Raw genomic sequence first — 24,056 nt, 5'->3', positions numbered from 1 at the left:
CTGATCGCCTATTCGTCCCAGCAAAGCGGTGCACGACGTGATTCCGACTACCACCTGTTCGGGCCGACTGCTGTTCGCCGTATCGCTCGCCTGCTTTGGCGTCGCCGGGAGTGTCGGTGCGGCCGATGCACTCGTGCCGACAGTCGGGGCAACGCTCGTCGCTATTGCGGGGGTCTTCTGTACCGCACAGTATGCGGCCCGCATCTCTCGACGAACGCTTGCGATCCTTGCGTTTGCCCTCTGGGGGGCATTTCTCGCAGTTGCCGGGATTCACGCAGTCGGTCTGGCAACGGTCAGTGCGGCCGTCCCCGGCGTCACCGACTTCGTTATCCACTCGGTGACCGCGGCCACGTGGGCGACACTGCTCGCTGCTGGATCGACGACGGCGTTTCTCGGCTTCCGAGAGTACGGTGCCACCTCGAGTGCTGACGCGCCCGAAGAACAGATCCTCGAGGGTGAGACGTCCGACTACTCGACCCGATAACTGACTGCGATCCCTTCTCCGAGCGGCAACACGATCGTCTCGAACGCCGGATCGGTGCCGACGCGCTCGAGGTAGTCGGCGATCCCCTGTGTGTGGGTGTTGACATCGTCGGGCGTTCCGCCGTCTGCGATCTCGAGGAGTTTCTCGAACTCGATCGGACCTGCGGTGATCGCATTGTCCGCGACGACGACGCCGCCAACTGGGACTTTCGGATGAACGGCCTCGAAGGCGTCGGCGTACCGGTGTTTCTGGTGATCGATCAACACCACGTCGAACGGGCCGTCGTAGCGCTCGATCGTCGCCAGTGCGTCGCCCAGTTCGTACCGCGCGAGGTCGTCGTAGCCGCCCGCAGTCATGTACTCGCGAGCTAACTCGAGTTCGTCGTCGTCGACTTCGGTGAGAACGAGTTCGCCGTCGGCGGGCAACGCCTCGGCCATCCAGTACGCCGAGTAGCCATAGCCCGAGCCGAACTCGAAGATTCGTTCGGCGTCGCTCATGCGGGCGACAAACCGGAGGAACGCGCCGACTTCGGGGCCGACGTGGGGGAACCCCTCCTGCTCGGCGTAGTCGTCCATCTCGCGTAGGTGATCGTCGGGCGCTGGCCCAGCGGCACGGAGAAAGCGGGTAATCTCGTCCGAAAGGATCTCGACCATACCACCAGCTACCGATGGCAGATACATGAAAGTCGCCGTCCGAGGGTCCTCGAGACGCTCGCGGCCGAAACCGAAGTCACTGGCTTTTTCACCGCTGACAGCCGAACGGAGAGTACCCTGACGTGACTGCACTGACGACAGCGCTTGCGGGTGTCGTCTTCGGCCTCGCACTCGCTGCACCGCCGGGACCAATGAACGCCATCATCGCCGAAGAGAGCGTCGTCAGCGGCTGGCCGGCCGGCTTTCGCGCTGGCCTCGGCGCAATGGTCGCTGACGTGCTCTTTTTCGTCCTCACGCTCGCCGGTGCGATGGCCGTGATCGACCGCTATCCGATCGTTCGACCCGTACTTTACTTCGCTGGCGGCTTGCTCATGCTGTATTTCGCCATCGGCGCGCTCGAGGAAGCACGAGCCGCGACATCGTTTACCGACGGCGGCGATCACGCCTCGAAAGGCTTTCGCAAAACGTTCGCGCTCTCGCTGACCAACCCCTACCAGATCGGCTTCTGGCTCACCGTCGGCGTCGGTTTACTCGAGTCCGGGACGCTCGATGTCCTCTCGTATGTCCCCGGCGCTGGCGACGCCCTCGAGGACGTGTTCGTCGTCCAAACGGGGTCGCCATCGCTGCTGGCCGGTTTCTTTGCGGGAATCGCGATTTGGATCGTCGTCTATCCGGCAGCGCTAGTCGCGGCCGACCAGCGCGTCGATGCCTTCGCACCGATGATCGCTGCGGGAAGCGGGGCCGTGTTGGCCGGGTTCGGCGTCTGGTTCCTAGTGACCGGTGGGACAGCACTGCTGTAGTGGAGCGCTCCGGCCGAAGCGGTGTCACACCGATCGCAGTGCCGTCGTGTACTCGGGTCGGCTGCCGTCCGAGAACGCCTCCGTCTGTGATCTGTCGCGCGAAATCGCCGTTTCCAACTCACTGGGGACGACCAAAACAATCAGTACTCATCACTGTCCTGATCCGTATATGGGCCTCGAATGGTATCTCGCCGCGCTGGTGTACCCGCTTTTGATGGGTGGACTGCTCTATCTGGTCGTTCGCTCGTGAGCGAACGACCTTGGAGGCCGACTCGCGGTCGCGTCAGGACATGAGGACAACAGTCCGTCTCAGTCGCCCATCGCCGCGATTTCGTCCTCAAGCCACTCGCGAAACCACGTCACGCGTTTCAGTCGCTGGTGGGCGATGCTCTCTGCGGTCTCGCTCTGGACACGCGAGGCGGCATCGTAACCGCGCTCTAGGACGCGGTCGACCATCTCGCCGGCATCCATGTGGGTGCGTGCCTCATAGCCCATGCGCAACAGCATGAGCGCGGTGCCGTTTGCGCCGACCTTATCGAGGAGGTCGGCTTCAATCAGACACTGCGTCTCGAGGGCGAGATCGGTCAGATCGCCCTGAAACGAGTGGTGTTCGATCGCGCGACACACCTGCTCGATGAACGACTCGGGATACCCGGCTCGGGACTCGAGGTACTCACGGGCGATTCGAGCGCCGGCTTCGGCGTGGAGTTCCTGATCGGTCTCGAGTTTGGCCACGTCGTGAAACAGGGCGGCAACGCGAGTGACGTCGACGTCTGCGCCTTCCTTGCGCGCGATCTCTTCGGACAGCGAGACCACGTTGAGGATGTGGTTATGTCGGTACTCGGCGGAGTGCCACGGGTACCAGCGCATGCGGCCACCTTCCTCTTCTTTCTTCACGCTGGCCGCGAGATACTCGAAGACGAACCCCTTCATCTCCTCGAACTCCGCGTCGGTCACCCTGGTTTCTTTTATTTCGACGCCCACGAGAGATCCCTCCGCAGTAAACGAACGATAGTCATTACCGGAATGTTCGGTCGTTTCGCTCTTTAGCCTTTGGTTCAAAATAGTTCTGCGCGAACATGACTGTCCGAGACCACCCCGTGACCCGAATACCTGCCAGTGACCACCGGCTGCATGACACGGCTCGCCGGCTGTGGCATCGATCGCTCACATCCACCGGTGTGTGGACCAGTTCTCCGCCAGTACACTCGAGAAAACACCCACAAATTTCCGTTAAAGTCAAACAGGCGGCTCGGGAAGTAGTGGTATGAGCAGCGAACAGGAGCAGGAGTCGATTCGGTGTCTCGTCGCGAAAGTAGGGCTCGACGGCCACGACCGTGGCGCACACGTCATCGCCCGTGCGTTCCGTGACGCCGGCTTCGAGGTCATCTACTCCGGCCTGCACAAAGCGCCGGATGAGATCGTTCAGGCGGCCGTCCAAGAAGACGTCGACGTCCTCGGGATCTCGATCCTCTCGGGCGCACACGACACGCTCGTCCCGAAGATCATGAACGGCCTCGAGGAGTACGGCGCGAAAGAGGACACGCTCGTCCTCGCCGGCGGCGTTATTCCGGATGAAGACCGCGACGAACTCAAAGCACAGGGTGTCGCGGCCGTCTTCGGCCCCGGGACGTCGATCGAGGAGACGATCGAGTTCGTCCGCGAGAACGCCCCCGAGCGATGAACGCAGACGACGACGCCTTACTCGAGGGTCTGCTCGAGGGCGAACACCGCGCGCTTGCCAGAGTGATCTCGAAGATCGAAAATCGCTCGCCAGGGTATCGAGAACTCGTCTCGGAACTCTACGCCCATACGGGTGACGCCGACGTCGTCGGCATTACGGGCAGCCCCGGCGCGGGCAAATCGACGCTCGTCGACAAACTCGCCGAGACCTACCGAGAACGCGGCGAGACGGTCGGCGTGATCGCGATCGACCCGTCGTCGCCGTTTTCGGGCGGCGCGGTGCTCGGTGACCGAATCCGGATGGCCTCGACGGTCGGCGATATGGACGTCTTCGTGCGCTCGATGAGCGCCCGCGGCACGCTCGGTGGGCTCTCGACGGCGACCGCAGACGCGGTCAAGGCGATGGACGCCTTCGGCAAGGACAAGATCATCATCGANTCGATGAGCGCCCGCGGCACGCTCGGTGGGCTCTCGACGGCGACCGCAGACGCGGTCAAGGCGATGGACGCCTTCGGCAAGGACAAGATCATCATCGAGACCGTCGGCGCTGGCCAGAACGAGATCGACATCGTCCGGACCGCAGACACTGTCGCCGTGCTCGTCCCGCCGGGTTCCGGTGACGATATCCAGACGCTGAAAGCCGGCATCTTAGAGATTGGCGACGTCTTCGTCGTCAACAAAGCCGATCGACCAGGTGCCGACCGAACCGTCCAGGAACTTCAGGAGATGATTCACCTCGGCAGCGGCACTGGTCTCGGAACTGACAGCACCGGCCACCACGGGGCCGACGAGATGGACGACGGTGACGACTGGGGCGACATCGACGATGAATCGAGCTGGACCGCACCGATCGTCGAAACCATCGCCACGAAAGGCGACGGCGTCGAGACGTTCCTCGAGGAACTTGCGAACCACCAGACGTATCTGGTCGACTCCGGCACCCACGCCCAGAAGGTTCGACAGCGCTACGCCGAGGAGATCCGCACCCTCCTGCGTGAGGATGTCCACGACATCCTCGAGGACGAACTCGCCGACGCCGGCGGAATCAACGACCTCGCCGAAGCCGTCCGTAACGGCGAGACCGATCCGTACACGATCGCCGACGAACTGCTGACCCCCGTCGAAGACTGTATCGACGAACTCGAGGCCGGCGTCGAGAACACGTAGGGGATTTCTCGCCGGCAGATTCTGAACCTAAACCGCAGGTTGAAGAACGGTGGTGAGCTACTGACAGGTATGAACGTCCGAAGAGTCCTCGGCACAGCCGTCGGTGCCGTCGGCACGGCAGTCCTCGGGAACCGGCTGCTAGCGAACCGTGCGACTGACCTCGAGAACCCGATCGTCGGTGTCGAGCGGACGTATCGCTGGCGCGGGATCGAGACGGCCTACACCGTCGCCGGCGACCCCAACGATCCGGACATGCTCCTGTGTCACGGGATTCACGCCGCCGCGAGCAGTCAGGAGTTCGCGCCGATCGTCGAGCAGTTGGCCGACCACTACCACGTGATCGCGGTCGATCTCCCCGGCTTCGGCCGCTCCGAGCGGCCGCCGCTGGTCTACTCGCCGATGCTGTACGCCGAGTTCATCCGCGATTTCGCCCGCGACGTCACGGATACGCCGATCGTCGTCGCCTCCTCGCTCACCGGGTCGTTCGCTGTCGATGCCGCCACCGAAAGTGAGTTCGAGCAACTCGTCTTGATCTGTCCGACCGACGAGACCGCCACCGAGCGGCCGTGGCTGCGAACCCTCCTCCGGACGCCCATCGTCGGGACGACGCTGTTCAATCTGCTCGCGAGCAAGCCCTCGATTCGCTACTTCTACGACCGCGACGGCTACTACGACGCGTCTCGAGTCGACGATGAGACGGTCGAGTACGCCTGGCAGAGTGCCCACCAGCCGGGTGCCCGTTACGCGCCCGCCTCCTTCGCCGCCGGCACGCTCGACCCCGAGTTCGACCTCCAGACCGAACTCGCCGCCCTCGAGACGCCGACCACGCTCGTCTGGGGCCGTGACGCCGAACTCGTGCCGCTGCGTGACGGTCGGAATCTCGCCGATGCGGCCGACCTCGAACTCGTCGTGATCGACTACGCGACGCTGTTACCCCACGCCGAACACCCCGAGAAATTCGTCGAGTATCTGACCGCGGAGCTGTCATCCGTCGGCACTGACGGCGACCGAACGAGAAAAGAGTAGTCGTTTTAGATCGGACTGAGCCCGATCACGCGCTCGCCAGTCGTCTCCGAGACCGTGATCTCGAGTTCGACCTCGAGGCCGGTCTCGATCGCGTCGAGATCGATGCCGACGACCTGTCCCGTAAGCGCCACGGGACCGAAGTCGGCGACGGCCGTCGCGTAGGGGGCGTCCTCTTCGAACGCCGGGGTCGGCACGTGTGTGACGGTGAACGTCTCGATCACGCCCGTCTCGGGCAGTGGGACCTCCTCGAGGTCCGTCGAACCGCAGTCGGGACAGACCCGCCGCGGCGGGAGCGAGCCGTGGCCGTTGGCACACTCGAGGTAGTACGCGTCACCCTCTTCGGCAGCATCGAGCCAGTCGTCGAAGCCAGCGTCTTGCACGCCGGTTTCGGGGTCTGTCATTCGACCACCTCCAGCACGTGGACCGTTGCACTGGCGACCGTCCCACCCGCGTTGTGGGCGACGCCGGTCGTCGCCTCTTCGACGGCCGAACTGTTCGGATGTGTTCCGGCGAGCAGTTTCGCGACCTCGGCGATCTGAGACGCGCCGGTCGCACCCACTGGGTGCCCCTTCGCTTTCAGGCCGCCCGAGAGGTTGATCGGCGTCTCACCGTCGGCCGTGGTTCGGCCGTCCCGAGCCGCCGTGATTCCTTCGCCGATCGGCTCGAGGTCGAGCGCCTCGAGCGCCAGCACTTCGGCGATGGTAAAGCAGTCGTGGACCTCCGCGAGATCGACCTCGGTCGCGTCGACGCCGGCGTCGGCGTAGGCCTCCGCGCCGGCCTCGCGGGCGGCGGGCGAGCGTGCGAGATGCTCGCGGTCGTGTAAGGCCATGCGGTCGCCGCCTTGTCCGGTGCCGGTGATCGCGACGGGTGCCTCGAGGTCGTGTTCGTCGGCGTATTCCTCGCTCGTGAGGACGACGGCCGCAGCGCCGTCGGAGATCGGACAGGCGTCGTACAGGCCGAGCGGACTCGAGACCTGTGGGGCCTCGAGGACGTCTTCGACCTCGATCGCGCGCTGATACTGGGCCTTGTCGTTGGTCAGTGCGTTCTCGTGGTTCTTGACCGCGATGTGGGCCAGATCCTCGTGTTCGCCACCGAACTCGTCGAAATACGCCTGTGCCATCAGTGCGTACGCGCCGGGGAACGTCGTTCCGGCGCGCACTTCCCAGAGGTCGTCCGCGGCGATGGCGAGCGCTTCCGTCGCGCCCGCGGTGCCGAGGTTGGTCATCCGTTCGGCACCGCCGACGAGAACCACGTCGTCCTCGCCGTTGCGAACGCGCATGACTGCGTCCCGAACGGCGGCCCCGCTCGAGGCACACGCGGACTCATAGCGGGTCGCAGGTGCCTGTACGCCAGCGGCTTCGGCCATCAGTGGCCCCTGATGACCCTGATGTTCCGACAGTTCGCCCATGAAGTTCCCATACAGGAGGGCGTCGACGTCCTCACGGGGAACACCGCTGTCTTCGAACGCCTTGATACTCGCTTCCGCGAAGAGGTCTCGACCCGTCCGTTCGGGAGTGCTTCCGAACGGCGTCAGGCCGACACCTGCGACACGCACGTTACTCATACACACGTCTAACAGGTCATCCCGTTAATACTCCGCGGTTGTGTTCACACCAACAGAGCAATGCGTCTCAACGACCGCGGAGAGACGCACCAGCTTGCCCGCCAGCGATTATCGCACGTCGACCGAAAACTCGTGTTCGTGAGCGACGGCCGCGAACTCGGCGAGCAAGTCGGCAACGGCATCGAGATCGGTGAGGTCCAACAGTTCGGCGGGCGTGTGCATATAGCGGTTCGGAATCCCGATGTTCAGCGACGGAATCCCGCCGCGAGAGGTGTAAAAGGCGTCGGCGTCCGTGCCGGTTCGGTTCCCTGACGCCTGCAACTGTACGTCGATTCCCGCGTCGGATGCCACCTCACGAACAGCGGTCACGAGCGCTGGGTGGTTCGCACTCCCGCGGACGACGACCGGCCCCGCGCCGAGTTCGACGCCCGTTTTCCGGGCCGACGGCGTTCCCGGCGCGTCCGTGGCGTGTGTGACATCGACCGCGACGACTGCGTCGGGGGCGAGATCGAAGCCGACCATCTTCGCACCCTGCAGGCCGACCTCTTCTTGAACCGTCGACACGGCATAGACCGTCGCCTCGAGGTCGCCCTCGGCTGCCCGACGAAGCGCTTCTGCGGCGGCCCAGATGCCGACTCGGTTATCCAGCCCGCGGGCTGCGATGCGGTCGTTTGCCAGTTCGGACACCGTCTGGTCGAACGTGATCGGATCGCCGCGCTCGACCAGTTCTGCGGCCTCGTCGTCGTCCGTGGCACCGATATCGATGTGTTGTTCGTCGATCTCGTCGATCGAATCGTTGTCCGTATCGCGGAGGTGAATCGCGGTCTGGCCGACGACCCCCGGGACCACGCCGTCGGCGGTCTGAATTCGGACGTGTTGGCCTTTCGAGACGGTCTGATCCGAGCCACCGATCGCGGTCATTCGAACCGCGCCGTTGTCCTCGATATCCCGAACCATGAAGCCAATCTCGTCGCTGTGGCCCGTCAGCGCGACCGACGGCTCACCGCCCTCGACGACGGCGACAGCGTTTCCGTACTCGTCAGTTCGCACTTCGTCAGCAAATTCTTCGACGTACTCGATCCACAGGCGCTGCCCTGCTGTTTCGAAGCCGGACGGTGTTGCAGTGGCAAGCAAATCATCGAGAAATTGACGACGTTGGTGGTCCATACGAGGACATTGTTTCCCTTCTAGGTGAAAATTCCGGCCCCTCGCTCCGGATATTGTTGTTCAGCCGTCATCAACTGCGGTATGGATCTCACTCTTCGGATCGGATCGGTTTCGTGGTCCATCACGTCCGGGGTGACGGGGGCGGCTTCGTCGAACTCGAGGCGCTCGGCGCGTGACGATCCCGTCTCCGAAATCAGCCCGGTTCGATCACTCGTCTTCGGCCCCGTCCTCGTCGTCAGGTGCACCGTCGTTTTCCACTTCGTCCTCGAGGCCGTCTTCGTCGGGCGCGACGTCGTTCTCGGTCTCTTCCTCAGGGTCGTCCTCGTCCGACAGTACGTCGTCCGGTTCCTCGATCGCGACACCCTCGCCTTCCGGAACGAGTTCATAGACGACGCCGGTGTCACCCTCCGGAACCCCTCTCCGGTTGGCGAGCACGTACACTTCACCGTCGGCACCGCGGCCGAACATGCGGACGAAGTGATGGAACCCCCCGTCCTCGCTGCCTGCAAACAGCACCTCTTCCATGTCCCAGAGGTCGTCTCGTGGACGACCGCCGAACTCCTCGCGTTCTTCGGAGACGTCGGGGACGTCCGTCGGCTCCGCGGCGAAGACGCGGCCGAGCGGTTGTACGCGACCCTGATCGCTCGTCCAGTCGCCGAAGATGTACTTCCCCTCGAGGCCCTCAATCACGTCGGTCTCGTAGGTGTGACCGCCGATGATGACGATGCCGACGCCCTGCCCATCGTAGACCTGCGGGTACTCGACAACGGGATCGATCAGCGGTTCGCCGCCGCGGACGTCGTCGGGCGTCTCGAGCGGACACTCCGCCGGCGGCGTCGCGGGCGTCTCGGTGCTAAAGCAGTGTGAGCCTTCTCTGACGTTCCAGCCGTAGTTGCCGCCTCGCTCGATCTCGTAGGCAGCCTCGTAGAGCACCTGTCCGGCGTCGCCGACGATCAGCCGACCGTCCTCGCTGAACGTGATTCCGAAGGGGTTGCGCAGGCCCCAGGCGTAGTACTCCTCTCGGCCTTCGCCCTCGAGGCCCCCGCCCGCTGCGAACGGGTTGTCATCCGGAATGCCGTAGGCACGGTCGTCCGCGTCGCCCGTCTCGTCGACGTCGATTCGAAGGACCCCGCCGAGCAGGTTCTCGGTCGTGTTCTGTCCGTTGCCGCCCTCGTTGTCGTCGTACCAGTCGGCGACGTGGCCCTCCATCCTGTCGTCGGCACCGCCGCCGTCTCCCGTAGGAATGTAGAGGTAGCCGTCGGGACCGAACGCTATCGGTCCGGAGTCGTGGTTGTACTGCGGTTGCTGGAGCTCCAGCAGTCGGCGTTCGGATTCCGGATCGGCACCGCCGGCTTCGTCGGCCTCGAACTCCGCGATCACCTGGACGTGCGACCAGCTCTCGGGCATCTCCTCGTCCGGTGGCGCGCTGTAGTTGAGGAAAAAGCGGCCGTTCTCCGCGTAGTCGGGGTGGAAGACGATGCCGAGCAGTCCGCGTTCGTCGTAGTCCTGGTCCGGGTCGGCGTAGTCGTCGCCGTAGAAGTCCTCGGCGACGGCGACCATCCGGTCGCTGATATCGAACCATGGCTCGTCCTCGCGGCCGTCTTCGCCGATCGCGTAGATCTCGCCGGTCTGGTCGGTGACGAACTGATACTCGCTCCCGTCAGGATCCGCGAAGTCGGTCGGCGCGACCAGACCCTCCGCGACGGGATCGACGCCGACGGTCGGTCCCTCGGGGAAGTACCGTTCGGGTTCGTCGTCGACTTCCGGATCGGCCGCTGGCTCGCCGATCGAGATCTCGCCGCGCATCGTCTGTGGGTGCGGGCCACAGTAGTACTCCGCCATCTCCTCGCTGGCCTCGAACTCGACCGTCTGGGTCGCCCCTTCCTCGGCGATGATCTCCGATTCGATCAGGTGGTTGCCCGCCCCGTCGATGACGACGAAGTTGTGACCGATACCATCGAGGTTTTCCCAGGTGACCTCGTGGGTCTCGCCCGCCTCGAGCGCGAGCGTCGGGTTTTGCTCGTCCTGGATTTCGTCGGGCGACCGTCCGATCCAGCCATCGCTTCGCCCGCCGAGTTCGATCGTTTGCCAGTCGGTTTCGTCCGCTTGGCCCGCGGCGACGCCGCCGAGCCCGGCCGCCACACCGGTAGCGGCCGCCGCTCGAAGGAACCGACGTCGTGACTGCCCACGACTGGCGGCCAACATCGTCCATCGCACGTCACTGTTCGGTCGGTCGTTGGGATGATCGCTCATGTATCTAGTCTGAATACAGGCAATCGGGGCAAAAGTTACAGCCACCGTTGCAAAAAAATACGGTACTAGTTCGATGCTGGCGACCGGTAGTCTCGTATTGTCCGGCGTTCCGGTCGCCGTATCCGGTTCTCAATTCAGCTAACCCGGTGTTTCGGGCCGGTCCACGAGCCAAAGCGGTGTCGATAGCGCGCGGCTCGATCGAGTTGCGGGGCCGGCCGCAACGACGGCCGTACTCTCGAGGAGTCATCGATCGCGGGCCGATAACTGCGCCCTATGGCATCTCGTGAACCGTCAACTCGACGTTGCGCTGTTGCCCTTCGATATCCGCGACCAGCCGTTCGACGACGGTCTCGGCTTCGGCCAGCAGCTTGGGTTTGACCTTCCGAACGACCCAGTCGAGCGAGACGAACCGGGGCAGCGACAGCACGTTTTTGTCGGCCGAGTACGGGTCATACGACGCTTCGAAGTAGATTCGACTCGCCGTCTCGACACCCTCGGGAGCCGACTCGGGCTCCGGTTCGACGCGCCACTCGCCGTTGGCGTGGAGGTTGTTGATCAGTTCCCACTCGAGGGCGTTCGGGGCGTCGATACTGCGCACCTTCGAACGGGCGGTGTAGCTGAGCTTCCACCACGTCAGCCGGAGATCGTAGACGGAGCCGACGCCGCCGTCGCCGTGGACGCGGACCTCTTTCAAGTGATCCGTGTACCGCGGGTAGTCGGTAAACGACTGAACGTAGGGGAACACCTCCTCGGGCGAGCGATAGGCGAGCGTACTGAGGAGAATTCGATCCACAGCGACTGTACGACGGCTCGAGAGGTAAGAGTTGCCATCCGGACAGTTCAGTCGGCGGACACGGCTGAGTAGACACCGAGAGTCGGCACCTTCTATAGTAGCCACTGAAAATCAGTGCACACCTGATCGCACGGCGGCTGTTCGATCAGTGTGTCACTCGTTTCAGTTGTTACTATATATCGCCCACTCGAAACGCCGGGATATGCGAGACGTCTGTATCGTCGGCGGCGGCGTCGCTGGCCTCGCCGCAGCGATTTTCACGGCACGTGCGGGACTGGACACGCTGGTCATCGATAGCGGGGGACGAACTCCTCCACGCAGCCGGACACAGTCCGGTGACGGCGGCGGGTCGACCCTCGAGCGCAACGCCAGCCTCGAGAACTACCCCGGTTTCCCCGACGGCGTCGACGCCCGCCGGTATCTAGACCTGACGCGTGAACAGGCTCAGACCGCGGGCGCGACGATCGAACTCGGACGGGTGACGAGTATCGAACCAACAGACGAGACCGATCTCGAGGCCGGATTCGTCCTCGAGACGGAGGGTGGTGAGCCACTCGAGGCGCGGCGCGTGATCGCGGCCTCGTGGGCCGACAGCGAGTATCTCGTCCCGCTCGATGTCGGTCGCATCCAGCGCGGGAGCAAACACTTCGTCTCGGTCGACGACGCCGGCCGGACGGCCGTCGACGGCATCTACGCTGCCGGTCGACTCGCGAACGAGCCCCACCAAGCCATCGTCGCGGCCGGCCACGGCGCGAAAGTCGCACTCGCCGTAATCCACGACTCCGACGCGAACTTCTATCACGACTGGGTCGCCCCCGAGGGCTATTTCACCGGCCGCGACCGTCAGGTTCCGCCGGGCTGTGAGGAGATCAGCGACGCAGAACGGCGAAAGCGCGACGGACGGGCTCGAGAACGGATGCTCGAGGCGTTTGCCGAACCGCTCGACGAACGGCCGACGATGCACCCGAGCGTCGAGCAGGACTAAGTCAGCCAGACGACGCAACCGTATCCTTTTGCTGACTGCGTGCGTCGATTCGACCGATGGAGGTCGCCATTCTCACCGTCGGTGACGAAGTACTCGCCGGGGACATCGCGAACACGAACGCACAGTGGCTTGCGGCCCGGCTGACCGACAGCGGCGCGACCGTCGACCGAATCCTGACGATCCCGGACGACCGCGACCGCATCGCGGCGACGATCGGCGAGTGGACGACCGACGTCGACGCCGTGATCGTGACCGGCGGCCTCGGCGGCACCCACGACGACGTCACCGCCGACGCGCTTGCAGATGCGTTCGACCGCAAGCTGGTCGTTGACGAGGCCGTCCGGCAGGACGTCATCGAGACCGTCGCGGCGTACCGGGACCTCGATCCCGAGACGGTTACGGCTGCGAAACTCGACTTCGATGTCGACGCCTGGGCGGCGCTGCCTGCTGGGTGCCAACCCCTGCTAAATCCGGAGGGGCTCTGTCCCGGCTGCGTGCTCGAGAGCGTCTACGCGTTCCCGGGCGTGCCCGCGGAGATGCAGGCGCTGTTCGAACAGGTCGCCGCGGAGTTCGATGGCGAGACGATCTCGCGAGTCGCGTACACGCCCCAGCCGGAGGGGACGATGACCGAGGCCATCGACGGCGTTCGCGAACGGTTCGACGTGACGATCGGTAGTTATCCGACCACGGAGCGACACAATCGGCTGAAGGTGACCGGCACCGATCCCGCAACCGTCGACGCGGCCCTCGAGTGGCTGGCCGAGCGGATCGACCTCGTCGAAGACGAGTAGCCATCGCCACGCAGCGCGGCGACGCCTCGCTACGCTTAACACACCCCGAGAGAGACTAGCAGACGAATGCTCGAGGGAGTCAACGTTGCGCTCGGGGTGACGGGATCGATCGCTGCCGTCAAGACGGTCGAACTGGCCCACGAGTTACGACGACAGGGGGCCACCGTTCGAGGTGTGATGACCGGCAGCGCACAGGGAATCATCCACCCGTGGGCCGTTGAGTTCGCGACCGACAACGACGTCGTCACGGAGATTACGGGGAGCGTCGAACACGTCGAACTCTGCGGGTACGACGGCTGGGCGGACGTCTTGCTGATCGCCCCCGCCACGGCAAACACTGTCGGGAAGATCGCCGGAGCCGTCGACGACACCCCCGTGACGACGACCGCAACGACCGCACTCGGCGCTGACACGCCAGTCGTCATCGCGCCCGCGATGCACGAACCGATGTACGACCATCCCGGCGTCCTCGAGGCCATCGACACCGTCGCCGACTGGGGCGTCGAGTTCGTCGACCCGCGTATCGAGGAGGGGAAAGCCAAGATCGCAAGCGAAGAGGCGATCGTCTGTGACGTGGCTCGAGCGGCCGGCACGGGCTCACTCGAGGACAGACACATCGTCATCACCAGCGGTGCGACGGGCGAGCCACTCGACCCTGTGCGCGTGTTGACGAACCGATCGTCGGGGAAGATGGGACGAGCGATCGCGAAAGCCTGCTACGCCCGCGGGGCCGACGTGACGCTGGTCCACGGGTTCGTCGGTCCACAGCCGGTCACACAGGAGGGGGTCCACCCCAACGGCGAGATTCCCTACGCGACGGTTCGATCCGTCGAGAGCGCCGCCGAGATGCTTGAGGCGACCCGTGTGGCCTGCGAGGACGCCGACACGCTGGTTTCGGTGGCCGCCATCAGCGACTACACCGTCGAGGAGAGCGACGAGAAGATCCGCTCGGGTCAGGAGTTGGCGCTCGATCTCGAGGCGACGCCGAAGCTCATCGACGAGATCCGAACCACGTATCCGGAACTGCCGATCGTTGGATTCAAAGCCGAAACGTCGGGCGAGGAGGCGGCCATGATCGAACAGGCACGGGAGACGCTCTCGCGAACGGGGCTGGCGTTCGTCGTCGCCAACGACGCGAGCGTAATGGGGGCCGATCAGACGAAAGCGCTGTTCGTCCACGAGCAAGACGTGGCTCGCTACGAAGGGCCGAAAGCTGAACTCGGCGGCGAAATCGCCGCCTCGATCGCCGCCATCGTCACTGACGACCGAGCAGAATATCCCAACTGATAATCCCGTCAGGGGTATTATATAGGTGGCGTTCATCGCACAAATTAACAGGTATGCGATCGGGTTCAACTGTGAATGTCTCTGTAGTTACAGGTCCGATGGTGGATCGTATTGATGAATCGCTTGCCGAACCGGCGTCGCCTACTGGCTCGAGGTGATCCGTGGTGGCTCAACAACAGCAAAAACGACAGGCCACCGAGCCCGAGCAGGACGATCGTGATACCCTCTCGAAGGGCGAAATCTTCGAAGTGCTGCGCAACCAGCGACGTCGCTATGTTCTCCAATATCTGAAACAGGACAGCCGCCCCGTCGAACTCGGCGATCTCGCCCAACAGGTCGCCGCTTGGGAGTACGAAACGACACTCGAGGCGGTGACGCCAGAACAGCGAAAACGCGTCTACACGACGCTCCAACAGACCCACCTCCCGAAGATGGATCAGTCCGGAATCCTCGTGTTCGACTCCGACAACGGCGTCATCCGGGCGACCGACCGAACGAAAGACCTCAGCATCTATCTCGAGATCGTCCCCGGCCACGAGTTCGCCTGGCGGGAACTCTACCTCTCGCTTGGAGCGATCAGCTGTGCACTGGTCGCCGCGCTGTGGCTCGAGATCTATCCGCTGACGATGCTCTCGAATCTGGGCTGGACTGGCGTCATCGCTGTGACGGTTACGGGCACCGCGATTGCCCACATGTACCACGAGCGCAATATGCGACTCGGCTATGGCGACCAGCCGCCGGAACTCAGTTACGGTCGCGACGACTGAGACGGACGCCCGTTCATCAGTCCGGCGTCTTCTCCGAGCAGGTCTCGATCGTCCAGCACATCGCTCCAGCCGCCGTCTGAACGAACGGACCGGAACACGTGCCCCGACCGGGTGTCGACCACCCGCGTGTCTCGCCATCACACCACAGATCGTCTCTCTCGGCGGTGACCGAGAGGATCACACGCTTCCGACGGATCGTCAACTTTTACTCCACTACCGACCGACCCACGGCATGGATCAGTTGAAACGGTCGCTTCTCGAGGCCCCGATTATCGAGAAAAACGGGTATCACTACTTCGTCCACCCCATCAGCGACGGCGTCCCGAAACTCGACCCGGGACTGCTCCGGGAGATCGTTATCCGAATCATTCGCAAAGCCGAACTCGAAAACGTCGATCGGATTGTCACTCCCGCAGCGATGGGCATTCACATCTCGACCGCCGTCTCGCTGATGACCGACATCCCGCTGACGGTCATCCGAAAGCGCCAGTACGGCCTCGAAGACGAGGTCGCAATCTCCCAGCAGACGGGGTACTCGGAGAACGAGATGTACATCAACGACGTTCGCGAGGGCGAGCGCGTGCTGGTCCTCGACGACGTCCTCTCGACGGGCGGGACGCTCGCATCGGTCCTCGAGGCGCTCAACGAGATCGGTGCCGAAGTCATCGATACGGTTGCGGTCATCAAGAAAGTCGGCGGCGAGAACAAGGCTGCGGACGCCGGCTACGACGTCAAGACGCTGATCAACGTCGACGTCATCGACGGTGAGGTCGTTATCATCGACGAACACGGCGACGACTGAGGGAGACTGTTGTAACGATTTACTGCCGATCACCGACCCGCTGCCGGTGTCGGGACAGCGGACTGTATGAACGACCGCGACTTCGATTGTGCGGTCACAGTGGTTTCTGAGGGCGTCAGTTACTTTTCAAGTTTCCGAAAGCAGTATCCGCTCCCGACTATGGTCGTCGTTGCCGGCGGATTGCATCCGATGGGCGAGAGTACAGCAAAACCGGTGAGTATATATAACCGATTCGTCTGTAATTGGAAGGAGCAGAGATATTGCTCGCGTGAGCACCCCTTCGAAAACCTATCGGCCGATTCCCTGCCGTGAACGGTACACACTCGATAAGTTTATCAATCATGTGTAGGTAACACATATCTATGTCCGATATTCAAGATGGACAGGATGTAGACCGATCGCGACGACGGATGCTCGCTCTTCTCGGCGGGAGCGCATCGGTTGGTCTTGCCGGTTGTTCGGCCCTTCTCAGCGAGGAAGACGAAGACGAAGACGAAACCAGCGAATACGAGGTGAGCGACAACGCGGACAAAGCACAGGCCGCCTGGGAGCGGGTGTTGGCGAACACGGCACCAGAAGACGAAGCCATTCGAACTGACGCGTACATCGAGATCGAAGAGGCCGTCCGAGACGATATGGTCCTCCTCCCGCTCTTTCACAACCAAGAGGAGCGATTCTGGTACGACCACGTCGACGTGCCAAAGACCGGGTCGCTGGGTGCCCACCACCAGCAGCACAACCACACGGATGTCGACGGTGATACCGAACTCAATCTCATCAACAGCACCTTCAGCGAGTTGGACCCGATCATGTCCACCGACACGGCCTCCGGTGTCGTCGTCAACCAGATTTACGAAACGCTGACGCAGTTCCCGAACGGCGTCGCAGAACTCGAGAACCAGCTGCTCGAGGGGGTCGAGACATCCGACGACGGTCTGACGTGGACGTTCACGATCAGAGACGACGTGCAGTTCCACAACGGCGAAGACCTGACGGCAGACGACTTCAAGTACTCGTTCCGACGTGTCGCCGAATCAGAGTACAGCGAACGGGCCAACTTCCTGCTCGAGACGCCGCTCGGACTCGGGATCGAGTACGAGGAAGACGACGACGGCGGTGTCGTTCCCGACTCGATCGCCTTCGAGGTCATCGACGACCACACGTTCGAGATTACGCTCCGTGAACCCAATCCGGCCGTTCTGGACATCCTCGCGTACTCCGCGTTCGCCGCAATTCCTGAAGGGTACGTCGGCGATATCGAGGGTTACGACGGTGAGGTCGACCATCAGGAGTTCGAGACCGATGTTGCAAACGGCACCGGTCCCTTCGAACTCGATGAGTTCGAGTTAAACGAGGAGGTCCGTGTCGTCCGCAACGACAACTACTACGGCACCGTTGCAACCCTCGAGTCCGTCCACTGGGAGATCAACGAGGACCCCGAGTCGGGGTTCACCTACGCGATGGAACGAAACGCGGACATCTTCGGGATTCCAACCGCCCAGTACGATCCCGACCTGATCGACGCCGAGACCGACGACAGCGGGCGTGAATCGGGAACGTACGGCCCACTCGAGAACGGCGATACCGTCAACTATCTCGCGATTCCCGAACTGAGTACGTTCTACCTCGCGTTCAACGTCTCCAACGTCCCACGGGCCGTTCGACAGGCAGTCGCCTACGTGACGGACCACGAGGAAGTCATCGAGGACCTGTTCCAGGGACGTGGCTTCAAGGCCTACAGCTTCACCCCATCCGGCATGTGGCCCAGCGGACAAGACGGCTACGAATCGTGGGTCGACGAGTGGCCGTACGGTGTCGACGAAACCGACCGGGACGGTGCCAGAGACGTCCTCGAGGAAGCCGGTTTCACCGACGACGATCCATACGAGCTGACCGCATCCACCTACGCGTCCGAACCGGCGTTCGGCGAGTTCGCCGAACTGACCCGACAGAAGCTCTCCGGGCTCGGTGTCGAGGTCAGCAACCAGGAAACGGAGTTCGCGACGATGCAAAACCGTGCTGAGGACGGTGACGTCGAGATGTACTCGCTGGGCTGGATCTGGAGTTGGCCAAACGTTACGTACGGTCACTTCGCCTTGGAGCCCAAAAACACCGACACCTCGCGTATGCCAAACGAGGCCACGGGGTTCTACCTCGACTGGCACGTGAACCTCGAGGACGAGGCCTAACGGCCGAGAACGCGTCCTGAGGACGTTTGTCCGTCGCGTCGTACGAAACAGAATATTTAGATACGCGTAGAAATTCCACCCAATAGTATAAATATGCACGTTCGATACCGAAACGAATTCATAATTAATCGTGATCTCCCATGAGCCGGTGGAGATACTTCTTTAAGCGGCTCCTGTTGTCGGTTCCGGTCCTCTTTCTCACGATGACGTTCATCTTCGTCCTGCTTCGGATGGGGCCGGTTGACCCGGTAGCTGCAAGGCTCGGTCCGCAGGCGACAGGTGCCGAAGCCGAACGGATGCGAGAGCGCCTCGGCCTCAACGATCCGCTCTGGGAGCAGTATCTCGATTTCGTAACGAGTTTCCTGACATTTGATCTCGGCCAGTCGTGGGTCGTCTTCTCCGGGACGGACGTCACGACGATCGTCGCGATCACTGGGCCACCGACCCTCTGGCTCGGGTTCTGGGCGATCCTGCTCCCGCTGTTTATCGGCATTCCGCTCGGCTTCTACGCCGGATTGCGGCCGAACAGCGGTGGGGACTACCTAGCCTCCGTGAGCGGCATCCTTTGGCAAGCGATGCCGAACTTCTGGCTGTGTATTATGATCCTCGCGGTGTTGCGACAGACCCACGGGGGCGGTTGGCTCGGATTCGACTGGTATACGTTCGGTCCCGAAATTAGGAGTATCACGGGAACGCCCGACCTAGCGTTCCTCTCGATCAATTCGATCGAGACGGGGCTGATTACGGTCCCACTGCTGACCGGCGTCGACTGGGGGGCACTCGCGGTCGACATCAAACTGATCCTCCCGCCAGCGCTGGTTCTCGGATCGGCCTCGATGGCCGCGGAACTGCGAATCGGTCGGACAGCCATTCTCGAGACGATTAATTCGAACTACGTCGTGACTGCCAAAGCGAAGGGGCTGAAAGACCGAGTCATCATCTGGAAACACGTGTTCAGAAACGCGATGATCCCGCTGGTTCCAGTGATCACCAACGAAGCCTTCCTGTTGATCGGCGGCTCCGTGATCGTCGAATCGATCTTCAACATCAACGGGCTCGGAAACGCCTTCTTCCAGGCGATGACGCAGGGTGATCTGCCGCTTGCCGGTGCACTGTTGTTCATCTTTACGCTGATTATTATCTTCCTGAACATTCTGCAGGACCTGCTGTACACGCTTATCGATCCACGAGTGGGGTACGACCGATGATCGACACGGAAACTGAGACAACGACGTCGGAGACTGACGAAACGCTGCTTCGCGAGCGACTCAGAGACCACCCCCGTCCAGCGATGATCTGGTTCGCTGGCGTCGCCGTGTTGGTGGCCCTCGAGTTCGGACGGCTCATGAGCGGCGTGCTACAGTTCGGCTCGATGGTATCGTTCGTACTCGGCGCACTGGCTTCGATTCCCGGCTGGATCGGTGGAAACGTCGGCGACGCGACGGCACCCATCCTCGGGTACGTCATCAGCGACGTTCTGTCGTTGTTCATGCTGTTCGTCGTGGCGGTTCTCCTGACGAGACACGTCCTCCCGTGGTCTCTCGCGGAGGCCGTCGATGTCGGCGTGAGTGATCGAACACTGCGCTCTCTCGAGCGGCTCGCCGTGACGGGTGTCCTCGCCGCCGTTGCAGTCCTCTTGGCGTTCACGCCGGTCGGACCGATCCTCAAGACTGCCGTCGTAACCCCGTTCGAGATGTTGTCGTCGATTCCGACGATCACCAGTCGAGAGCTCATTCCGAATCAGGGCTACAGAACCCCCGACGGAAGCTGGGAGGGGACGTTCCTCGGTCTCTCACCGGCGGTTGCGTGGGGGATTCGAACGTTCCTAGTGTACGCCTACGCCCTCGCCGTAATCGTCTGGGCCTGGAAGGGATACACGATCTTCCGTGAGCACTACCGACAGGCCGACTGGACACCGCGTGACGACACCGTCCGTCGGCTCCGAACCCATTACTGGGGACTGCTCGGACTGGTGGTCGTGATACTGTTCATCGTGACGGCCCTCTGGGCACCGGCTGTCAGCCCGAGTCCCGCCGAGCAGAACATCTACTCACCGTACGAGTACGAAATCGACTATGTCGGCGACGACGGTGAGCTAGAGGCGATTACGGTCGGACGAGCCAACCTCGACAGCCAGTCGAACGGACAGCAAACGATCGGGCCACTGAGTTACGACGAGTACGACCGCTGGGCACCGCTCGGGACGACACCGAGTGGACAGAACTTGCTGACGCATCTGGCATACGGTGCCCAGACCTCGCTGATGATCGGTCTGTTGGCGATCGGTCTCGGTGGGATGATCGCAGTCACGCTCTCGTTGGTGACTGCCTACTACAAGGGACTGGCCGATACGCTGACGATCATCGCCAGTGATACGATCATCTCGATCCCCGCGTTCTTGCTTGTCATGATGCTCTCGGTCATCTTCAACGAGGGTGATCATATCCTCGCGGAACCACTCGACGGCGCGGTGTTACTCGGACTCATCTTCGCGTTCGTCTACTGGCCCGGCATGTGGCGGGCGATCCGTGGCCCGTCGTTACAGGTCGCAGAACAGGAGTGGGTCGACGCCGCAAAGAGCTACGGACAGACGCCGGCGAACACGATGCGCAAACACATGGCACCATACATTGCGGGCTACATAATGATCTACGGCTCACTGCTGCTCGGTGGCGTGATCATCTTCACGGCCGCGCTGTCGTTTCTCGGTCTCGGCATCAACGCGCCGACGCCCGAATGGGGACGGCTGATCAACGACGGCCAGCCGTACGTCTCCACGTCCTCGTGGCACGTCGCCACGATCCCCGGACTGATGATCGTTCTCGTCGTGACGGCGTTTAACGCCCTCGGTGACGGGCTTCGGGACGCGCTCGATCCGGAGGCGGATACCGGTGGGAGCGACGACACTGGTGCTGCAGCAGCCGGAGGTGGTGGATAATGTCTCTACACGAACACGCTGAACGGACGACGACACGAGACGCACCGATCATCGAGGTCCGAAACCTCCAGACGGCCTTCTTCACCGAGAAGGAGACCATTCGGGCCGTCGATGGGATCTCATTCGACATCCGTCCGGGCGAAACCGTCGGAATCGTCGGTGAAAGCGGCTCGGGCAAAAGCGTTACCGCCCGATCGCTCATGCGTCTCGTCGACGCACCCGGCCGTATCCTCGAGGGCAGTAGCGTTCGGTTTACCCACCTCGAGACGGTCCGTGAGTACGCCTCGACGTTCGCCGGCCGAACGGTCGACCTCAGTGCACTCGAGGAGACGTACGATCCGGTCGACCTCTTCGAACGGAACGAGATCGACGCCACACCGGCCGCGTTTGGCTACGAGCACGCCCATGAGGTGTCGCTTGCGGATATCGTCGCGGCCGGCTACGGCGACGAACTCGGCATCGTCGACGAGGGAGACTGCATATTCATCACGGATGGCACCCCCGACTCGCCGGACGCGATCGCCGACGGTTTCATCGAGATCACCCGCCTCAGCGGCGAGGCACAGCGACGCATCCGCGGTGGCCGGATCGCGATGGTGTTTCAGGACCCGCTGACGAGTCTCAATCCGGTCTACACCGTCGGAAACCAGATCAAAGAAGCACTACGGCTCCATCAGGGAATCAAAGGCGACGCAGCAACGCGGGAAGCGACAGCGTTGCTCGAAGCCGTCGGCATTCCCGACGCGCGCCGCCGTGTCAACGAGTACCCCCACCAGTTCTCCGGTGGGATGCGCCAGCGGGCCGTGATCGCGATGGCACTGGCCTGTGATCCGGAGCTGTTGATCTGTGACGAGCCGACGACGGCGCTCGACGTGACGATTCAGGCTCAGATCCTCGACTTGCTCGCAGAACTTCAGGAGACACGGGATCTCGCGATGATGTTCATCACCCACGACATGGGCGTGATCGCGGAGATCGCCGATCGAGTCAACGTCATGTACGCCGGCGAAGTCGTCGAGACGGCCGACGTGAACACGCTGTTTGCGGACCCAAGCCATCCGTACACGCGCGGCCTCCTCCGGTCGATCCCCGGACAACAGACCGGAGACCGACTCGAGACCATCGAAGGGAACGTGCCGACACCGAACGAACCGGCGACGTCCTGTCGGTTTGCGCCGCGGTGTCCGGAAGCGATCGACGAGTGCGAGACAGTCCACCCCGTTTCGGTCCCGGTCGACGAGGACGAACCCGACCACACGGCGGCCTGTCTGCACTGTCCGACACAGCTCTCGACCGATCAGGCAGTCGAGATGCATCGCCGGAGAAATGCGACCCGGAACGGAGGTGACCTCGAATGAGCAAAGAAGTACACCGAGATGCGACCGTCTCCGAGACCGACGCCCCAACCGGGCCGGACTCGGATGTGATGATCACTGTCCAGAACCTGAAAACGTACTACGACGACGGTGGGCTGTTCGGAAGCACCCCGGTCAAAGCCGTCGACGGTGTCTCTTTCGACATCCGCCGTGGCGAAACCCTCGGGCTCGTCGGCGAATCCGGCTGTGGCAAGACGACGCTTGGCCGGACACTCCTCCAACTCGAGGAAGCGACCGACGGCGAGGTACTGTTCGACGGCGTCGATATCACGGATCTCGAGGGGGACAGCCTCCACGAATGGCGGCGCGATGCACAGATGGTGTTTCAGGACCCCGAGTCGAGTCTCAACGACCGGATGACGATCGGTGAGATCATCCGCGAGCCGCTGGATGTCCACGACTGGCAGACTCCGTCCGCCCGACGCCAGCGAGTCAAAGCACTGCTCGACACCGTCGGCCTCCAGCGTGAACACTACTATCGGTACCCCCACCAGTTCTCGGGCGGCCAGCGCCAGCGGATCAGCATTGCCCGCACGCTCGCGCTCGAGCCGGATTTCGTCGTCCTCGACGAGCCAGTCTCGGCGCTCGATGTCTCGGTGCAAGCGGAGATCATCAATCTCCTCGAGGATCTGCAAGCGGAGTTCGGGCTCACGTACTTGTTTATCGCACACGACCTCTCGGTCGTCAGACATCTCTGTGATCGGGTTGCGGTGATGTATCTCGGCAACATCATGGAGATTGGGCCGACCGAGGAGTTGTTCACGGCACCATCGAACCCATACACACACGCCCTGCTGTCGGCGATTCCCGAACCCGATCCGACGAGCGAGCGCGATCGAATTACGCTCCACGGGACGCCACCGAACCCGAGATATCCGCCCGCGGGCTGTCCGTTCAGCACGCGCTGTCCGGCACGAATCCGGCCGGAAGCGTATCAGGACCTCGACGACGAACTCTGGACACGGCTCAACACGCTTCGGGATCTGCTCGAGGAACGCAAACGTGCCGAACGAACGGTCCGCGAGCGAATCCGGGCCACGTTCGGCGGTGAGACACGTTTCGGAACGGCCGAGGAGGCGTACGATGAACTGTTTGGTGACAGAGACGTTCCAGCGCGCGTCCAGACGATACTGGACGAGATCGCATCCTGTATGCGCGACCACAACGAGGACGACGCGCTCGCACTCTTCGACGAGGAGTTTGGCAGTGTCTGTCAGAGCGAGTCCCCGGTCTATCACGACGTCTCCGGGACCGGTCACCGAAGCTACTGCCATCGACACACTGCCGACTACGACGATCCGGACATCGTCCTCGACCGACGCCACAGGTAA

Annotated in this window: 22 protein-coding genes; 15 read left to right on the top strand and 7 right to left on the bottom strand. The window is 62.8% G+C overall.

Annotated features, from left to right (window positions below):
• The first annotated feature begins 28 nt into the window (after window positions 1-28).
• Window positions 29-484, top strand: a complete 456-nt coding sequence (locus C495_RS10815; protein ID WP_008162810.1) for a hypothetical protein — start codon at window positions 29-31, stop codon at window positions 482-484.
• Here the strand turns inward: C495_RS10815 and C495_RS10810 are convergent.
• Entirely contained in the window at window positions 469-1,137 is a 669-nt protein-coding gene (locus C495_RS10810) for an O-methyltransferase (RefSeq protein ID WP_008162808.1), read from the bottom strand. The two genes, C495_RS10815 and C495_RS10810, sit on opposite strands and share 16 nt — an antisense overlap.
• Before the next feature lie 122 nt (window positions 1,138-1,259).
• On the opposite strand from C495_RS10810, the gene C495_RS10805 reads away from it, so the two are divergent.
• Window positions 1,260-1,937 (top strand): LysE family translocator, encoded by a 678-nt coding sequence (locus C495_RS10805; protein WP_008162805.1) that lies wholly within the window; start codon window positions 1,260-1,262, stop codon window positions 1,935-1,937.
• 309 nt (window positions 1,938-2,246) lie between these two features.
• Here C495_RS10805 and C495_RS10795 read toward each other — a convergent pair whose 3' ends face one another.
• The gene (locus tag C495_RS10795) at window positions 2,247-2,921 is read right to left on the bottom strand and encodes an HD domain-containing protein (protein ID WP_083902476.1); all 675 of its coding nucleotides are present in this window, start codon (window positions 2,919-2,921) and stop codon (window positions 2,247-2,249) included.
• A gap of 283 nt (window positions 2,922-3,204) precedes the next feature.
• On the opposite strand from C495_RS10795, the gene C495_RS10790 reads away from it, so the two are divergent.
• The 3 genes from C495_RS10790 to C495_RS10780 all read left to right on the top strand — a co-directional run bounded on the left by C495_RS10790 (window position 3,205) and on the right by C495_RS10780 (window position 5,813).
• Complete coding sequence (locus C495_RS10790) at window positions 3,205-3,621, top strand: cobalamin B12-binding domain-containing protein (protein WP_008162801.1); 417 nt, start codon at window positions 3,205-3,207, stop codon at window positions 3,619-3,621.
• Window positions 3,618-4,787, top strand: a complete 1,170-nt coding sequence (locus C495_RS10785) for an ArgK/MeaB family GTPase (RefSeq protein WP_008162799.1) — start codon at window positions 3,618-3,620, stop codon at window positions 4,785-4,787. The genes C495_RS10790 and C495_RS10785 overlap by 4 nt, the downstream gene beginning before the upstream one ends.
• Before the next feature lie 69 nt (window positions 4,788-4,856).
• The gene (locus C495_RS10780) at window positions 4,857-5,813 is read left to right on the top strand and encodes an alpha/beta fold hydrolase (RefSeq protein WP_008162798.1); all 957 of its coding nucleotides are present in this window, start codon (window positions 4,857-4,859) and stop codon (window positions 5,811-5,813) included.
• A 5-nt stretch (window positions 5,814-5,818) separates the two neighbouring features.
• Here the strand turns inward: C495_RS10780 and C495_RS10775 are convergent, their stop codons facing one another.
• From C495_RS10775 to C495_RS10750, 5 genes are all read right to left on the bottom strand, one after another.
• The gene (locus C495_RS10775) at window positions 5,819-6,214 is read right to left on the bottom strand and encodes a Zn-ribbon domain-containing OB-fold protein (protein WP_008162796.1); all 396 of its coding nucleotides are present in this window, start codon (window positions 6,212-6,214) and stop codon (window positions 5,819-5,821) included.
• Window positions 6,211-7,377, bottom strand: coding sequence for a thiolase C-terminal domain-containing protein (locus C495_RS10770; RefSeq protein ID WP_008162795.1), 1,167 nt, complete (start codon window positions 7,375-7,377; stop codon window positions 6,211-6,213). Before C495_RS10770 ends, C495_RS10775 begins: the two co-directional genes overlap by 4 nt.
• 108 nt (window positions 7,378-7,485) lie before the next feature.
• Window positions 7,486-8,544: a M20/M25/M40 family metallo-hydrolase gene (locus tag C495_RS10765; protein WP_008162793.1), complete on the bottom strand. Its 1,059-nt coding sequence runs from the start codon at window positions 8,542-8,544 to the stop codon at window positions 7,486-7,488.
• A gap of 207 nt (window positions 8,545-8,751) precedes the next feature.
• The gene (locus C495_RS10755; RefSeq protein WP_008162789.1) at window positions 8,752-10,797 is read right to left on the bottom strand and encodes a PQQ-dependent sugar dehydrogenase; all 2,046 of its coding nucleotides are present in this window, start codon (window positions 10,795-10,797) and stop codon (window positions 8,752-8,754) included.
• A 271-nt stretch (window positions 10,798-11,068) separates the two neighbouring features.
• The gene (locus tag C495_RS10750; protein WP_008162787.1) at window positions 11,069-11,590 is read right to left on the bottom strand and encodes an SRPBCC family protein; all 522 of its coding nucleotides are present in this window, start codon (window positions 11,588-11,590) and stop codon (window positions 11,069-11,071) included.
• A gap of 202 nt (window positions 11,591-11,792) precedes the next feature.
• Here C495_RS10750 and C495_RS10745 point away from each other — a divergent pair, with 202 nt between their 5' ends.
• The 10 genes from C495_RS10745 (at window position 11,793) to C495_RS10700 (ending at window position 24,056) form a co-directional block, all read left to right on the top strand.
• Window positions 11,793-12,575: an FAD-dependent oxidoreductase gene (locus tag C495_RS10745; RefSeq protein ID WP_008162785.1), complete on the top strand. Its 783-nt coding sequence runs from the start codon at window positions 11,793-11,795 to the stop codon at window positions 12,573-12,575.
• Between the two features lie 56 nt (window positions 12,576-12,631).
• The gene (locus tag C495_RS10740) at window positions 12,632-13,366 is read left to right on the top strand and encodes a competence/damage-inducible protein A (protein WP_008162782.1); all 735 of its coding nucleotides are present in this window, start codon (window positions 12,632-12,634) and stop codon (window positions 13,364-13,366) included.
• Window positions 13,367-13,432: 66 nt separating this feature from the next.
• A complete protein-coding gene (gene coaBC, locus C495_RS10735; protein WP_008162780.1) occupies window positions 13,433-14,653 on the top strand; it encodes a bifunctional phosphopantothenoylcysteine decarboxylase/phosphopantothenate--cysteine ligase CoaBC in 1,221 nt (406 codons plus the stop codon).
• 164 nt (window positions 14,654-14,817) lie between these two features.
• Window positions 14,818-15,420, top strand: coding sequence for a DUF7344 domain-containing protein (locus C495_RS10730; RefSeq protein ID WP_008162778.1), 603 nt, complete (start codon window positions 14,818-14,820; stop codon window positions 15,418-15,420).
• 232 nt (window positions 15,421-15,652) lie between these two features.
• Entirely contained in the window at window positions 15,653-16,222 is a 570-nt protein-coding gene (gene hpt / locus C495_RS10725; protein WP_008162776.1) for a hypoxanthine/guanine phosphoribosyltransferase, read from the top strand.
• A 410-nt stretch (window positions 16,223-16,632) separates the two neighbouring features.
• Entirely contained in the window at window positions 16,633-18,411 is a 1,779-nt protein-coding gene (locus C495_RS10720) for an ABC transporter substrate-binding protein (RefSeq protein WP_008162774.1), read from the top strand.
• 140 nt (window positions 18,412-18,551) lie between these two features.
• Complete coding sequence (locus tag C495_RS10715) at window positions 18,552-19,619, top strand: ABC transporter permease (protein WP_008162771.1); 1,068 nt, start codon at window positions 18,552-18,554, stop codon at window positions 19,617-19,619.
• Window positions 19,616-21,349, top strand: coding sequence for an ABC transporter permease (locus C495_RS10710; RefSeq protein ID WP_008162769.1), 1,734 nt, complete (start codon window positions 19,616-19,618; stop codon window positions 21,347-21,349). The genes C495_RS10715 and C495_RS10710 overlap by 4 nt, the downstream gene beginning before the upstream one ends.
• Window positions 21,349-22,707, top strand: coding sequence for an ABC transporter ATP-binding protein (locus tag C495_RS10705; RefSeq protein ID WP_008162768.1), 1,359 nt, complete (start codon window positions 21,349-21,351; stop codon window positions 22,705-22,707). Before C495_RS10710 ends, C495_RS10705 begins: the two co-directional genes overlap by 1 nt.
• Window positions 22,704-24,056, top strand: coding sequence for an ABC transporter ATP-binding protein (locus C495_RS10700; protein WP_008162767.1), 1,353 nt, complete (start codon window positions 22,704-22,706; stop codon window positions 24,054-24,056). Before C495_RS10705 ends, C495_RS10700 begins: the two co-directional genes overlap by 4 nt.

Origin of the sequence: Natronorubrum sulfidifaciens JCM 14089, assembly GCF_000337735.1 — an archaeon.
Lineage (GTDB): Archaea > Halobacteriota > Halobacteria > Halobacteriales > Natrialbaceae > Natronorubrum > Natronorubrum sulfidifaciens.
The sequence above is the reverse complement of the archived record's forward strand: the minus strand, read 5'-3'. Positions and strand labels throughout refer to the sequence as shown.